We start from the raw sequence: 14,973 nt of genomic DNA, 5'->3' as shown, positions 1-14,973 counted from the left end.
CCGGTTTTGGCGCCCAACCGCAAGGATCGGCCCCCGGCACGCATCGCACCGGCCGCCCCGCAAAGTGTCGCGGCGCGGCCCTCGATCGGATTGAGACGGTGGCAACATGGCAGGATCGTGACCGGCGCCGGCGTTAGGCCGCGCGGCCGCTCACGTCCTCGTGGTCAGAGACCGCTTACATGCCCTGATAATTCGGTCCGCCGCCGCCTTCCGGCGGGACCCACGTGATGTTGCCGTTCGGATCCTTGATGTCGCAGGTTTTGCAGTGGACGCAGTTCTGCGCATTGATCACGAAGCGCGGCCCGGTCGGCTCCTCGACCCATTCGTACACCGCGGCCGGGCAATAGCGCCCCGACGGACCGGCGAAGACGTCGTGCTCCGACTTCTTCTGCAGCTCCATGTCGGCGACCTTCAGATGCACCGGCTGGTCTTCCTCGTGATTGGTATTCGACAGGAACACCGAGGACAGCCGGTCGAAGGTCAGCTTGCCGTCCGGCTTCGGACCGGGGTGTGGCTGGTGCGACTTGGCGGGATCGAGCGTCGAGCGATCCGGCTTGCCATGCGACAGCGTGCCGAACACCGAGAAGCCGAGAGTCGAGCACCACATCTCGAAGCCGGCCAGCACCACGCCGACCGCGGTGCCGAACTTCGACCACAGCGGCTTGACGTTGCGGATCCGGAACAGATCGCGACCGATCGCGGAGTCGCGCCACGATTCCTCGTAGCTCGCGACCTCGTCGTTGCTGCGGCCCGCGGCGAGCGCCGCGGAGATGTGCTCGGCCGCCAGCATGCCCGAGCCGAGCGCGTTGTGGACACCCTTGATGCGCGGCACGTTGACGAAGCCGGCGGCGCAGCCGACCAGCGCACCGCCCGGGAAGGTCAAACGCGGCACCGACTGCCAGCCGCCTTCGGTGATGGCGCGGGCGCCGTAGGAGATGCGCTTGCCGCCTTCGAAGATCGGCGCAACCGAGCGGTGCGTCTTGAACTTCTGGAACTGCTCGAACGGCGACAGATACGGATCGTCGTAGTTCAGATGCACGACGAAGCCGACCGCCACCAGATTGGTGCCGTAGTGATAGAGGAACGAGCCGCCGCCGACATTATTGCTGAGCGGCCAGCCGAAGGAGTGCGCGATCCGCCCCTTGCGATGCTTGGCGGGGTCGATCTCCCAGACTTCCTTCAGGCCGATGCCGAATTTCGGCGGATCGCTGTCCTTGTCGAGCTTGTACTTGGCGATCAGCTGCTTCGAGAGGCTGCCACGCGCGCCTTCGGCGAACAGCGTGTACTTGCCGAGCAGCTCCATGCCGCGGGTGTAGGAATCCTTCGGCTGGCCGTCGCGGCCGATGCCCATATCGCCGGTGGCGATGCCGCGGACTTCCCCGTTGTCGCCGTACAGCACCTCGGTGGCGGCGAAGCCCGGGTAGATCTCGACGCCGAGTTCCTCGGCCTTCGGGCCGAGCCAGCGGCACAGGTCACCGAGCGAGCCGATGAAGTTCTTGTGGTTATCGAGCATCGGCGGCACCATGATGTTTGGTACCTTGAAGGCCTTGTCCGACGTCATCACGTAGAAATGGTCGTCCTCGACGTGGGTCTTGAGCGGGCAGCTCTCGTCCTCGCGCCAGCCCGGCATCAGCTTGTCGAGCGGCGTCACGTCGATCACGGCGCCGGAGAGAATGTGCGCGCCGACCTCGGAGCCTTTTTCGACCACGACCACCGAAAGCTCCGGATTGAGCTGTTTCAGGCGGATCGCCGAAGCCAGACCCGAAGGACCCGCGCCCACGATCACAACGTCGAATTCCATGGATTCGCGGGGCGGCAGCGTTTCGTCGCTCATCTATTTTCTCGCAGACACAGTCTTGAACGTTTCCAGCCGGTGTTCTTTCTTATTTTTCCCGGAAGGACAACCACCCAAATGTACCTGCCACCCCATCGTTCCGGCTTTCATGCGGCGTTTTTCTCGGGCAGAGTTCGCTGTGCGAAACCTTCGGCGCCGTCAGGTCGCCTTCCCGTCCCACTTCGATCGCCAAATCCATGATGCCTGAACCCGCGCCGAGCCTGCGGCAATTGCTGGCGTTCTACCTCGACGCCGGGGTCGACTGCGCGCTCAACGACGAGCCGGTCAACCGGCTGCTGGACGAGGAAATCGCCGCGCCGGTTCAGGCCGAGGCGCGCGAGGCACCCGCGCGCGAAGACTCCAGACGCGCGCCGCCGCCGCCCGCCCCGCGACTTGGCGCCACGCCACCGTCGCCCGAGGCCGCGATCGTGTCGGCGCGCGAGGCGGCCGCCACGGCGCCGACGCTCGAAGCGCTACGCGCATTGATGGAACAGTTCGACGGATGCGCGCTGCGATCGACGGCAACGCGCCTGGTGTTCGCCGACGGCAATCCGGAGGCGCGGCTGATGCTGGTCGGCGAGGCGCCCGGCCGCGACGAGGACATCGAGGGGCGGCCGTTCGTCGGCCGGTCCGGCAAGCTGCTCGACCTGATGCTGGCGGCGATCGGCCTCGACCGCAGCAAGGTGTACATCGCCAACGTGATCCCGTGGCGCCCGCCCGGCAACCGCACGCCGACGCCGCAGGAGATCCAGATCTGCCTGCCCTTCATCCAGCGCCAGATCGAGCTGGTGAACCCGGACATCGTGATGACGCTGGGCAACCCGGCGACGCAGACGCTGCTGCAGACGCGCGACGGCATCATGAAGTCGCGCGGGCGCTGGGCCGACTACAACACCGGCACGCGTTCCATCCGGGCGATCGCAACCTTCCATCCCGCCTACCTGCTGCGCTCGCCAGCGTACAAACGCATGACATGGATGGACCTGCGCGCTGTCGCACAGGCGCTCGAGAGCATTGCCGACAAGCCCGCGAGCTGACCCGCGCGCCCGCGCGGTCAGCATCGTCTCAAAAGATAGAAACAATCCAAGCTGGCCTCCGGCGGATTGACCTTCGTACACCGGTACCGCATCAACAGTGCGGGCTGGGGCGACGATTAGTTCATCGAGAATGAATTGGCCGAACCGCGCGAGCCCGCGTCTCACCAGACGCAGCCGTCGTTCGATCGGGGCCCACGCTGCAGAGTGCCCTCGCTGATCACCATCACGAGCGTCGGCTCGGGTGCGTGATGAACGCTGCGCCGTGGTGAAGAGGTGGCGGCCGCCGCCTCGCAGCTTCGTCCGATAGGTGCGCCCGCGACCGCAACTATCAATTGAGTTTCAGCACAACGGCTCCGGCCGGGATCAGGATTGACCATGTATCGTTGCCGAGCGCTTGGCGGCGTGAGCCTGCTTGCCCTTTTTGCATCGCTGACGGCTGCGCCGTCCGCGTATGCCCAGTCCGCCGCTCCGTCGGGCGAGATGCTGCCGCCGGTGTCGGTGGACGCACCGCGCGCGACACGCGCCAAGCCGGTCGTGGCCCGCCGCAGCTCCGCCGCCACGGCCCGGCGGCAGACCACGCGCGTCGCGACGCAGCCGCCCCCGGCGCCGGCCGCCGCGATGACCCAGCCGAGTGCGACCTCTGACGCGAACCGGCCCGCGGTGTTCGCGGGCGGCCAGGTCGCGCGCGGCAGCCGGCTCGGCATGCTCGGCAACGCCGACACGTTCAAGTCGCCGTTCGCGACAGCGAGCTACACCAATGATGCGATCCGCAACCAGCAGGCCTCGACCGTCGCCGATGCGTTGCTGCTCGATCCGTCGGTGCGCGTGACCAGCCCGTTCGGCGGCATGGTCGACTCGTTCTACATCCGCGGCTTCCCGATCGCCGAAGGCACCGCGGGCGAAGTCGCGTTCGACGGCGTTTACGGCATCGCGCCGAACTTCCGCACTTTCAACGACTATGTCGAGCGGATCGAGGTGTTCAAGGGACCGGCCGCGATGCTGTCCGGCGTGTCGCCGAACGGCGGTGTCGGCGGCGTCATCAACGTGGTGCCGAAGCGCGCCGAGGCCGACCTCAGCCGGATCGGCGTCGGCTATGTGTCAAACGGCTTCGTCAGCACCAATGTCGACGTCGCGCGGCGGTTCGGCGACCACCGCGAATTCGGACTGCGCTTCAACGGCCGGATCGGCGGCGGCGACACCGCGATCGATCGTCAGTCCGACCGTCTGCAGGTGGGTTCGCTGGCGTTTGATTATCAAGGCGAGCGCTATCGCACCTGGCTGTACGGCTTCACCCAGAACGAGCACATCAAGGCGCCGGTTCGTCCCTACACCATCTCGAGCGGCCTGCAGATCCCGACGGCGCCGAGCGGCAGCAACAACGTCACCCAGCCCTGGGAATGGTCGAACGTCCAGGAATCCTCGGTGCTGTGGAAGAACGAATTCGACCTCACCGACAGCGTCATGGTGTTCGGCAATATCGGCGGCTCGAAGACCAATGCGGAGCGGTTCTTCGGCCTTCCGAACATCATCAACGCGCGAGGCGACACCTCGACGACGCCGCAATACTACAATCTCGACGTCAACCGCTTCACCGTCGACGGCGGTGTGCGGGCCAAGTTCGACAGCGGCTTCGTGCAGCACGCCGTCACGTTGCAGGCGTCGCATTATCAGGACGAGCAATACCGGGCGTTCCCGGCCGGAAAGGCCTATCTGTCCAACATCTACGCGCCGGTGCTGCAGCCGGAGCAGAGCTACACGATTCCATCGTTCAAACCGCGGCTGTCCGACACCACGCTGAACGGCGTCGCGCTCGCCGACACCATGTCGGTGCTGAATGAACGCGTGTTGCTGACGCTCGGCGTCCGCCAGCAGCAGGTGATCTCGCACAATTTCTCGACCACCACCGGGGCGCAGACCTCGTCATACGACAAGTCGGCGACCACGCCGATGGCGGGCATCGTGGTGCGGCCGATCGAGCATCTCTCGCTCTACGCAAATTTTATCGAGGGCCTCAGCCGCGGCGACATCGCACCGGTCACCGCGCGCAATTCAGGCGAAGTGCTGGCCCCCTACCGGACCAAGCAATACGAGACCGGCGCCAAGCTCGACCTCGGCCGGATCGGCGCGACGCTGGCGTTCTTCCAGATCACCAAGCCGAACGGCGAGCTCAATAACGGCCTGTATTCGGCGAGCGGCGAGCAGCGCGTGCGCGGCACCGAGCTCAGCCTGTTCGGCGAGATCACGCCCGGCGTTCGCACGGTCGGCGGCGTGACGCTGTTCGACGGCGAGGTGACGCAGACCGCGACGGTGGCGAATATCGGCAAGACGCCGATCGGCGTGCCCAGCGTGCAGATCAACATGACGGGCGAATGGGATGTGCCGATGCTCGCCGGCACGACGCTGACCGGCACCGTGGTCCATACCGGCCGGCAATTCGTCAACGGCAGCAACACACAGGTTCTGCCGGCCTGGACCCGCATCGATCTCGGCGCCCGCTACGTCACCACGATTGAAGGCCGCAAGACCACGATCCGCGGCACCGTGCAGAACGTCGGCGGCACCAACTACTGGGCCAGCGTCGCCTCGTTCGGCACGTTCGCACTCGGCACGCCGCGGGTCTATCTGCTGTCTCTGGATGTTGAGCTGTAAGGCGCGGTCAGCGCCCACGCGGGCGCACGATCGCCCAGCCGATGCGCAGCAGCGGCTGGCGACCGGCGATCGTCCGCTCGAACGCGCGCGGCAGTTCGGGCACGATCTCGGGAAACCGCGCGGCGATCTCGGGCGGCGGCTTGCCGGCGGTATCGGCTGCGCGCCAGACCACGATGCCGCCATGCTCCCGGAAGGTCTCGGCCGTGACCCAGGGCGTGCGGGCCGGGGTAGCGTCGAGATAGAGATGCGGCCGCGACGCGCCCATCGCGATCAGACCGGCCAGTTCCGGATCGCCCGCCACCGCCGGCAACGGCCGTCCGGTGCGGCGCTCGAAGCTTTCGCCGAAATAGCGCGCGATGTCCTTGGCGGGCAGTGACGTCGGCAGGCTCGTCGGGCTCAGCCATGGCTGCACCAGCGCGGCCAGGATCACCAGCGCCGCGGGGGCCGCGACCAGGGCGGCCCAGGCGGTGCGGAGCACGCGCTGACGGCGCAGATAGATCACGTCGCCGGTCGCCATCACCACGGCGAACCCGACCATCAGCAGCGCGATGCCGGCTCCGCCGATCACGTGGGTCAGCCCGAACACGCCGGCCACGATGCAGCCGAGCAGCGCCGGCGCCAGCGCGAACACATACACGTAGCGCCCCGCCAGCGGATCGACCGGAGCGCGCATCACCGAGGGCGCGTCGTCCGGCCGCGGATCGAACCGCCGCGTATTCAGCAGCACCAGCAGGACGACGCCGCCAACCGCGAGCACGAGGCCGCCGAGCAGCTCGGCGCCCAGCCTGGCGCGCGCCGCCAGATCGGCCGGGGCCGGAAGCGGCGGCAGCGCGAACAGATCGGCACGTAGCAGCCAGATGCCGTAGGGCAGCACCAGCACCGCAACCACCAACAGCGCGAACAGCGGATCGAGCGACAGCAGCGCACGGCGGCCGCGTGCCGTCGCCAGCGCGAAGCCGATCGGCAGTAACAGCAGCGCCGGTGCGGCCACCGTCGTCAACAGCAGCAGGCCGATCTCTATCGACAGCGCAAACCAGGCGCTGCGGCGGCCGCGCCCGATGACCTCCCAGCCGTGCCACAGCACCAACGCCCACAGCGGCCGGGCCAGCACCAGCGGCCCGAACTCAACGCCAGGCGTCGCGAACGCCGTGATGGTCGAGGTCAGCACCACGGCGACGACCGCGTGCTGGGGACCAACCATGCTGCGCGCAAGCTTGAACAGGGCGTAGAAGGTGACGACGAAACAGAGCTGCGCCAGCACATAGACGCCGATGATATGCCCGCCGGCGGCGCGGAACGCGATATCGGCCAGCCAGAACGCGAGCGGCGGCCCGAGGTCGCTGCCGACCTGATACTCGCGGCCGTAGGCCAGCACCGTGGCAATCTCGCCGGGTGGGCTCGCATAGAACACCACCGGCACCAGTACCCACAGCAGCGCCTGAGCCGACACGACCAGCCAGAACACCAGCCGCGGCCGGGCGCGGATCAGTTCGATGATCAGGGAAGCGAAGCGCATCTGGGCCCAGCGGAGTTCGGTCCGCTCGTGATAGAGCCCGCCGCCTGCCCAGGCAACCGGATTGGCCGCCTGGCGGTCGTCCTTACGCGGTGGCTGCGAGCCCGGCCTCGGCGGGTGGATCGAACAGATCGCCGCTGACCGTGGGCAGCTCCGCCGGTACGCCCTCGATCCTGCGCCACGCCGCGGCCACCGGCGCGAAGAAGCGACGGTGATGCACGGTCGGCCCAAGTCGCGACAGCGCGTCGAGATGCTCCGGCACGCCGTAGCCCTTGTGCGATTCGAAGCCGTAGCCGGGGCATTGCTGCGCCAGCCGGCACATCAGCCGGTCGCGCGTCACCTTGGCGATGATCGAGGCCGCCGCGATCGAGGCGATCAGCCCGTCGCCGCCGATCACCGCCTCGCTCTCGCACCGCGTCGCCAGCCGGTCGCGGCCGTCGACGAAGACGTGTTGCGGCAGGTCCGGCAGCGCGTGCACGGCGCGGGTCAGCGCCCACAGCGAGGCGCGCAGGATGTTGTCGCGGTTGATCCGCTCGGGTGAGGCCGACACCACCGAGACTTGCGCGGTGGCGCAGATTTCCTCGAACAGCTCCTCGCGCCGCTCGGCGCTCAGCCGCTTGGAATCGTCGAGCCCCTTGGGAACGCGCTTGGGATCGAGCACCACGGCGGCGGCGACCACCGGACCGGCGAGCGGTCCCCGCCCGGCCTCGTCGCAGCCGGCGACCGGCCAGATGCCCTTCTTGATCAGCGCCCGCTCGCGCCGAAAGCTCGGCGGCGCCACGGCGATCACGCCCTTGCCGAGGCCTTTGGCCGGCGAGATCTTTCCCGCTGCCGGCCTGGCACTGCCGGCTTTCGCACCGGATACCTTGGCGGCCTTTGCAGCGGACGCTGTCTTCGTGGCACGTTTCGCCGCACCATCGAGCGGCAGAGTCTTGGCCGCAGCCTTACTGGGCTTTTTCGAATCCCGAATCATGCGGCGATGCTGCGGGTAGGCACCGGCACGCGCAACCGGAAATCCCGCGCCATGCCCGCAATTCAACGCGACCGGGGCGCGGCCGGGAGGTTCCGCGCGAGGCCTCCCCCCTCAAAACAGACTGAGCTGCTGCCCGGCCCGCTCCGGCTTGGCGAAATGGTCCATCGTCAGCTTCGAGCGGCGCTTGTTCAGGCCAAGCCTCGCGCAGGCGGTTTCGAAGCGGCGGCCGATCATCCAGGCCATCGGACCGGTGCCCTTCATCCGCGTGCCCCATTGCGAGTCGTAGTCGCGGCCGCCGCGCATCTCGCGGATCAGCGTGAAGACGTGGCGGTAGCGATCCGGATAGTTGGCCATCAGCCATTCGCGGAACAGGTCGCGCACTTCGAGCGGCAGCCGCAGCATCACGTAGCTGGCTTCCTTGACGCCAGCATGGGCGGCGGCGTCGAGGATGCGCTCGATCTCCATGTCGTTGAGTGCCGGGATCACCGGCGCCACCATCACGGTGGTCGGAATGCCGGCATCGGCGAGCCGCTTCAGCGCCTCCAGCCGCTTGGCCGGCGTCGAAGCCCGCGGCTCCATGGTCCGCGCCAGCTTCGGATCGAGCGACGTCACCGACAGCGCGACCTTGGCGAGCTGGCGCTTGGCCATCCGCGCCAGGATGTCGATGTCGCGGGTGACCAGCGCCGATTTGGTGACGATGCCGACCGGATGCCCGGTTTTCTCCAGCACTTCGAGGATGCCGCGCATGATCTTCCGCTCGCGCTCGATCGGCTGATACGGATCGGTGTTGGTGCCGATCGCGATCATCTTCGGCTCGTATTCGGCCGCGGCCAGCTCCTTCTCCAGCAGCGCCGGGGCGTCGGGCTTGGCGAACAGCCGCGATTCGAAATCCAGCCCCGGCGACAGGCCGAGATAGGCATGGGTCGGCCGCGCGAAGCAGTACACGCAGCCGTGCTCACAGCCGCGATAGGGATTGATCGAGCGGTCGAAGCCGATATCCGGCGACTCGTTGCGGGTGATGACCTTGCGGGCCGTGTCGATCGCGACCGTGGTCTTGAACGGCGGCAGTTCGTCGAGGCTTTGCCAGCCGTCGTCGAACGCGACCCGCGCCTCGGCTTCGTAACGGCCGCTGTCGTTCGACAGCGCACCGCGACCGCGGCGGCGCTGCTTATCGATCGCAACCTCGATCGCTGGGAAAGGGGAAGGCGCGCCCACCGGCTCGGAGGGCGCCGTGACCGGCGGGCGCTTGAGGGCACTGCTGGATGCTCTGCTCATGCGAGCGAAGATAGCTACGCGTAAGAACAAATCAAGAACATAATTGTGACATCCACCATCGGCTTCAAAAGCTGAGCCGCATAGGCCGACGGGATGGCCTTGTCCGCAAATCCCGGCTGATTTCGCGCCGCCGAGGTGTTAAGCGTGCTGCGCACCGTCGCAATCAGGTCATCCGGCTGACATGCTGAGCGTCATCATTCCCACCGATGGAGTCGAGCGGACTGCGGTCGCTACGCTGGCGGCGCTGGTTCCGGGCGCCGCTGCCGGCGTGATCCGCGAGGTGCTGCTGGTGGATCGCAAAAACGACGGCGTGATCGAGCGCGTCGCCGACGTCGCCGGCTGCGGCTTCCTTGCCGTCGAAGGCAGCCGCGCCGCCGCGCTGGCCGAAGGCGCCAAGCGATCGACCTCGCCCTGGCTGATGTTCCTGCATGCCGGCGCGGTGCTCGACGCCGGCTGGATCGAAGAGACCACGCAGTTCATCCAGGGCGTCTCGCTCAGCGGCCATCCGCGCGCCGGCATTTTTCGCTACGCGCGCTCGCCTTATGCGGAGCCGAGCTGGGCCGAGACGTTCCGCACGCTGCGCCGCCAGCTCTCCGGGCCGCGCGCCGACCAGGGCCTGCTGATCGCGCGCGAGCACTACGACAAGCTCGGCGGCCACGACCCCGAGCGCTCCGAAGGACGCCTGCTCCGCCAGCTCGGCCGCTCCTCGCGCACGATGCTGCGCAGCCGGATCGTGCTGGTCTAACTACGCGGCCACCCCCGTCGCAGCGCGCTGGTGCCGGCCGAATAGCCGCCTCAAAATATACTTGCTAAAGGCAACTATTTATATGACGATGGCAACCATAGAGGTTGCCATGTCGAAATCCGTTGCCGCCGACCAGATCGCCGCCGTCCGGGACTTCAACCGGTTCTACACCCGCCATCTCGGCGTGCTTGGCCAGCACCTGATGGACAGTCCCTACTCGCTGACAGAGGCTCGGGTGCTGTACGAGCTGGCACACCGCGAGGCGCCGCTCGCCAAGGAGATCGGCGCCTCGCTCGGGCTCGACGCCGGCTATCTCAGCAGGATCGTGCAGGCCTTCGTGGATGGCGGCCTCGTCAAGCGCACCCCCTCCCCCGCCGACCGGCGGCAGCATCTGCTGGCGCTGACCGCCAAGGGCCGCGCCGCCTATGCGGATCTCGAACGGCGCTCGGTGCGCGATATGGGGGCCATGCTCGAACGTGTGCCGGAGACCGAGCGGCCGCGCCTCGCCGCAGCGATGGCGACGATTCAACATCTGCTCGGCAACGGGCCTGCCGCGGCACCGATTCTGCGCAGCCCGCGACCGGGCGACATCGGCTGGGTGGTGCAGAGCCATGGCGCGTTCTACGCCGCCGAATACGGCTTCGACGCCTCGTTCGAAGCGCTGGTGGCCGAGATCGCCGGGCAATTCCTCGCCGCGCACGATCCCGGCCGCGAACGCTGCTGGATCGCCGAATATGACGGCGCGCAGGCCGGCTCGCTGTTCCTGGTGCGGGACAGCGACGCTGTCGCCAAGCTGCGACTGCTGCTGGTGACGCCGCAGGCGCGCGGACACCGGCTCGGAGACAAGCTGCTGAACGAGGCGATCGGCTTCGCGCGGCAGTGCGGCTATCGCAAGGTCACGCTATGGACGCAGAGCATCCTGATCGCCGCGCGCCGCCTTTATCAGAACGCCGGCTTCGAACTGGTCGGCTCCGAGCCGCATCGCAGCTTCGGCCAAAATTTGATCGGTGAGACCTGGGAGTTGCGACTGTGACGTCGCCGCGTCGCGACGAACCGCGGCGCGTCACCTCCGAGATGATCGCGTTCCACGCCCGGCGTGGACGGGCGCTGCAGCGCGCCGCAATTCACGCCGCGGTACGTGCCCTGCTGAGGAGCTTGCTTGCTGCGGCCCGATGGTTAGTCGCGCTCAGGCCGCGCGATCGGCGATCAGCGTCTCGGCGAACTGCGGGTAGCACTCGGCGAGTTCGTTCGTGACCCGCCCGCGCAGCAGCGTCAGCGTCTCGGCGTCCGGCTCCGGCGTCGACGGCACGACATCCGGCACATCGTAATCGAAGCCGGTCGCGGCGCGGACATCGTCGGCGGTGTGGCCGCGATGCACGCTGCGCAGCCGGAAGCGCTTCTTGTGCTTGTCGAAGTCGAACAGCGCCAGAGAGGTCAGCAACGCATGTGGGCCGCCGGTGCGATGAATGCCTTCGCTCGATCCCGGCGCGCTGACGAAGTCGACCTTGTCGACCAGCACGCGCGGCGAATGCTCCTCGCGGAACAGGATCACCCGCGGGATCAGATAATACATGTAGGCCGATCCGAACGAGCCCGGCCAGCGCACGGTGCTGGTCGGATAATCGCCGGTGCCGACCAGATTGATATTGGCCTGGCCGTCGATCTGACCGCCGCCGAGGAAGAACGCATCGACGCGGCCCTGCGCGGTCGCGTCGAACAGCTCGAACGAGCCGTTGGTGAAGAAATTGTGCTCGCGCGAGCCGAGCACGATGACACGCACGCGCTCGCGACCGCGCTGTTCGTTGCGCGCGCGCAGCAGCATGGCGCCGGCCGCCGGGATCGGCGACGACGCGCCGACCGCGACGGTGCGAACGCCGTCGAGCAGATCGGCGATGGTGGCGATCAGGATTTCGCGCGTGGTGGCCGGTGCCGGGCTCATGCCACGGCCTCGAAGCGCTGGGCGAAGCCCTTCATGTAAGCGGCGAAGCCGTCGGCCGAGCGCGCCATTCTGGCGTAGCGGGCGACTTCGGCCGTATCGGTGGTGTATTCGCCGGCGAGCCCGATCGGCCAGGCCCCCTCCTTGGCCTCGGCGATCGCGCCGACATACAGCGCCGGCAGCACGCCCGCAGCGGAGCGCTCGTCCGCCAGCAGCGAAGTCTCGACGATGCGTTCGACCGTCACCAGCGTGGTCTTCGCCGCATAGGCCATCGCCGCGAGCTCGGCCTGCCGGCCGATCCGCACATTGCCGAAACGATCGGCCTCGCGGGCGTGAAACAGCGCCACGTCCGGCCGGATCGCCGGCACCACGACAATCGGATCATCCGCCGCGAACGGGTTGTCGATCACCTTCCAGTCGGGTCGCATCTTCAGCACGTCGCTGCCGATGATGCCGCGGATCGGCATGAACGGCACGCCCTTCTGCCCGGCGACGAGGCCGGCAAGGATCGCCGGGCAGGTCGCGTCCATCATCTTGAACGCGCCAGTCCGAATGCCGTCGGCAAAGCGCGGCGCGCCGCCGGCTTCGCCGAGCGTCACCGCGCTGGTCTCGAGCGTCCCGACGCAGCCTGCGCCGATCAGCATGTCGGCCTGAATGCCGCTGATCGGCACGCAGACGAGATGAAGGTTCTTCGGGCCTGCGGCGATCAGCGCAGCAGTCGCGGCCATCGCCGGTCCCGCATTGTCGGCGCCGAGCGCGACCGTCATGCCGTCCTTGATCTGCGCCGCCAGCGCCTCGATCGAAACGATCTCTCCCACCGCATCCTCCAATTTCGGCGCACGGATCTTTCCGTCGCGTATTGTTAGGAGCAATGGTTTCGCGGCGCCGCGCCCCTGTCAAGGCGGGGCCACAGCGCGCAGCTATGCGTCAGCTCTTGTTGCGGCGCAGGTGCTCGTCGAGTCGCGGCATGATCTCGACGAAGTTGCAGGGACGCGTGCGATAATCGAGCTGCGCGGCCAGAATGCCGTCCCAGCCGTCGCGGCACGCGCCGGGCGAACCGGGCAGGCAGAAGATGTAGGTCGCGCCCGCGACGCCGGCAGTGGCGCGCGACTGGATCGTCGAGGTACCGATCTTGCCGTAGCTCATCATGTGGAAGGCGATCGAGAACCCGTCCATTCGCTTCTCGAACAGCGGCTCGATCGCTTCCGGCGTGACGTCGCGACCGGTGAAGCCGGTGCCGCCCGTCGTGATGATCGCGTCGACGCCGTCGTCTGCAATCCAGCGCCGGATGATGGCGCGGATCGCCTCGACATCATCGGTCACGATCTCCCGCGCCGCGAGGTTGTGCCCCGCCGCCGTCAGTCGCTCAGCCAGCGTGGCGCCCGACTTGTCGTCCTCGAGCGACCGCGTATCCGACACGGTGAGCACCGCGAGGTTGAGGGGGATGAAGGCCTTGGCTTGAGTGACGGATGCCATTGTCCGTTTCCGGCGTCATTGCGAGGAGCGAAGCGGCGAAGCAATCCAAAGACGCAATGCACCATATATGGATTGCTTCGCTTCGCTCGCAATGACGGATGTGTCGGTTGCAGTCAATCGGCGAGCGACTTCCATTAGATCAACGTATCGTAGAGGTCGGTCCATTCCGGATTGAGCTGTTCAATCAGGGTAATCTTCCTGGCCCGACTTCCAGCCTTGATCTGCTTTTCGCGGGTGATCGCCTGAATCATCGTCTCGTGCGCTTCGTACCAGACCAGCAATCGGCAAGCGTATTTCTTCGAGAACTCATCGACCAGACCTTCGCGATGTTCGAAGGCTCGTTTGGGCAGGTCGCTGGTCACGCCAATATACAGCGTTCCATTTCGACGATTGGCAACGATGTAGACGCAAGGGTTTCTCATCTATCCCTCCCCGCCGTCATTGCGAGGAGCGAAGCGACGAAGCAATCCATAGCGCCGTGCAGGGAGCTGGATTGCTTCGCTACGCTCGCAATGACGCAAAAAGCAGGCGCATGCGCAAACTCAAGACGTCGGCCCCTTTGCCCTAAAGCTTCTCCGCCGCGAAGGTGTTGCAGGCTTGCACGGTGCCCTGCTTGTAGCCGGTCATGAACCAGCGCTTGCGCTGTTCGGCGGAGCCGTGAGTGAAGGAGTCGGGCACGACGTCGCGGCCGGCCTTGCGCTGCAGCGTGTCGTCGCCGATCGCACTCGCGGTGGTGAGCGCGGCGTCGATGTCGCCGTCTTCGAGGAAGTTCGGCCGCTTCTTCTCCTCGCGGTTTACCCACACGCCGGACAGGCAGTCAGCCTGCAATTCGACGCGGACCTGCAGCGCGTTGGATTCTGCGCGCGAGCCGGCCTGCTCCTGCAGCCGCGTCACGCGCGGCAGGATGCCGAGCAGGTTCTGCACATGATGCCCCGCCTCGTGCGCGATGATGTAGGCTGCAGTGAAACGGCAGGCGCTGCCCGAGCAGCCCTTGAAGCGGGTCTCGACCTGCTTGAAGAAGTTCGTATCGATGAAGATCTGCTTGTCCGGCGGACAATAAAACGGTCCCATCGCGGACTGCGCCATGCCGCAGCGGCCGCCATTCGTCGAATTCCGGAACAGCACGATCTTCGGCCCCACATAAGTCTGGCCGTTCGCCTTGAAGATCTCGGTCCAGCGATCGTCGATTTCGCCGAGCACGCCGGAAATCATCTTGCCCATGTCGTCGGTCGGTGCGCCCTGTTTGCCGGGCGACGAATGCTCGGTCTGATAGCTTCCGCCACCGCCGGTGAGGATTTCGGCGCCGCCGATCAGCAATCGTGGATCGATGCCGAAGGCCCAGCCGACCAGGCCGAGCACTACGATGGTGCCGATACCGAGACCACCGCCCCCCATCGGAAAGCCGAAGCCACCGCCGCCGCCTCCGCCACCACCTTCACGGCGGTCGTCGATATTGTCGCTATGACGGAAATCGTCGTCACGCATCGGTTTGTCCTCGGGTCCAAATCAGTGGGGCCGTCTCACGGCTTCACGTC

General features: G+C 67.0%; 13 protein-coding genes. 4 read left to right on the top strand and 9 right to left on the bottom strand.

Features of this window, described 5'->3' with window-relative positions; genetic code table 11:
* Positions 1–175: 175 nt before the first annotated feature.
* The gene (locus ACFFJ6_RS02760) at positions 176–1,834 is read right to left on the bottom strand and encodes an electron transfer flavoprotein-ubiquinone oxidoreductase (RefSeq protein WP_378384105.1); all 1,659 of its coding nucleotides are present in this window, start codon (positions 1,832–1,834) and stop codon (positions 176–178) included.
* Positions 1,835–2,031: 197 nt separating this feature from the next.
* On the opposite strand from ACFFJ6_RS02760, the gene ACFFJ6_RS02755 reads away from it, so the two are divergent.
* Together ACFFJ6_RS02755 and ACFFJ6_RS02750 are read left to right on the top strand one after the other, a co-directional pair.
* Positions 2,032–2,871, top strand: coding sequence for a uracil-DNA glycosylase (locus tag ACFFJ6_RS02755; RefSeq protein ID WP_378384103.1), 840 nt, complete (start codon positions 2,032–2,034; stop codon positions 2,869–2,871).
* A gap of 402 nt (positions 2,872–3,273) precedes the next feature.
* Positions 3,274–5,520 (top strand): TonB-dependent receptor, encoded by a 2,247-nt coding sequence (locus tag ACFFJ6_RS02750; protein ID WP_378384101.1) that lies wholly within the window; start codon positions 3,274–3,276, stop codon positions 5,518–5,520.
* Positions 5,521–5,527: 7 nt separating this feature from the next.
* Here the strand turns inward: ACFFJ6_RS02750 and ACFFJ6_RS02745 are convergent, their stop codons facing one another.
* The 3 genes from ACFFJ6_RS02745 to ACFFJ6_RS02735 form a co-directional block, all read right to left on the bottom strand.
* Positions 5,528–7,036 (bottom strand): glycosyltransferase family 39 protein, encoded by a 1,509-nt coding sequence (locus ACFFJ6_RS02745; RefSeq protein ID WP_378384099.1) that lies wholly within the window; start codon positions 7,034–7,036, stop codon positions 5,528–5,530.
* 82 nt (positions 7,037–7,118) lie between these two features.
* Positions 7,119–8,006, bottom strand: coding sequence for a ribonuclease HII (gene rnhB / locus ACFFJ6_RS02740; RefSeq protein ID WP_378384097.1), 888 nt, complete (start codon positions 8,004–8,006; stop codon positions 7,119–7,121).
* Positions 8,007–8,117: 111 nt separating this feature from the next.
* Positions 8,118–9,281: a PA0069 family radical SAM protein gene (locus tag ACFFJ6_RS02735; protein ID WP_378384095.1), complete on the bottom strand. Its 1,164-nt coding sequence runs from the start codon at positions 9,279–9,281 to the stop codon at positions 8,118–8,120.
* A 181-nt stretch (positions 9,282–9,462) separates the two neighbouring features.
* Between ACFFJ6_RS02735 and ACFFJ6_RS02730 the strand changes: the two genes are divergently transcribed.
* Positions 9,463–10,026 carry a glycosyltransferase family protein gene (locus ACFFJ6_RS02730; protein WP_378384093.1) on the top strand — a complete coding sequence of 188 codons (564 nt, stop codon included), beginning with the start codon at positions 9,463–9,465 and terminating at the stop codon, positions 10,024–10,026.
* Positions 10,027–10,135: 109 nt separating this feature from the next.
* A complete protein-coding gene (locus tag ACFFJ6_RS02725; RefSeq protein ID WP_378384091.1) occupies positions 10,136–11,059 on the top strand; it encodes a bifunctional helix-turn-helix transcriptional regulator/GNAT family N-acetyltransferase in 924 nt (307 codons plus the stop codon).
* A 153-nt stretch (positions 11,060–11,212) separates the two neighbouring features.
* Here the strand turns inward: ACFFJ6_RS02725 and ACFFJ6_RS02720 are convergent, their stop codons facing one another.
* The 5 genes from ACFFJ6_RS02720 to ypfJ all read right to left on the bottom strand — a co-directional run bounded on the left by ACFFJ6_RS02720 (position 11,213) and on the right by ypfJ (position 14,923).
* Complete coding sequence (locus tag ACFFJ6_RS02720) at positions 11,213–11,965, bottom strand: CoA-transferase (RefSeq protein ID WP_378384089.1); 753 nt, start codon at positions 11,963–11,965, stop codon at positions 11,213–11,215.
* Entirely contained in the window at positions 11,962–12,780 is an 819-nt protein-coding gene (locus ACFFJ6_RS02715; RefSeq protein WP_378384087.1) for a CoA transferase subunit A, read from the bottom strand. The genes ACFFJ6_RS02720 and ACFFJ6_RS02715 overlap by 4 nt, the downstream gene beginning before the upstream one ends.
* Positions 12,781–12,889: 109 nt before the next feature.
* Complete coding sequence (gene moaB / locus ACFFJ6_RS02710) at positions 12,890–13,438, bottom strand: molybdenum cofactor biosynthesis protein B (protein ID WP_378384085.1); 549 nt, start codon at positions 13,436–13,438, stop codon at positions 12,890–12,892.
* Between the two features lie 134 nt (positions 13,439–13,572).
* Positions 13,573–13,860, bottom strand: coding sequence for a GIY-YIG nuclease family protein (locus ACFFJ6_RS02705; protein WP_378384083.1), 288 nt, complete (start codon positions 13,858–13,860; stop codon positions 13,573–13,575).
* Between the two features lie 142 nt (positions 13,861–14,002).
* A complete protein-coding gene (ypfJ, locus tag ACFFJ6_RS02700) occupies positions 14,003–14,923 on the bottom strand; it encodes a KPN_02809 family neutral zinc metallopeptidase (RefSeq protein ID WP_378384081.1) in 921 nt (306 codons plus the stop codon).
* Positions 14,924–14,973: the final 50 nt, after the last annotated feature.

The organism is Rhodopseudomonas telluris, from assembly GCF_042432815.1.
GTDB lineage: Bacteria > Pseudomonadota > Alphaproteobacteria > Rhizobiales > Xanthobacteraceae > Rhodopseudomonas > Rhodopseudomonas telluris.
This window is presented reverse-complemented; position numbering and strand designations above follow the sequence as displayed.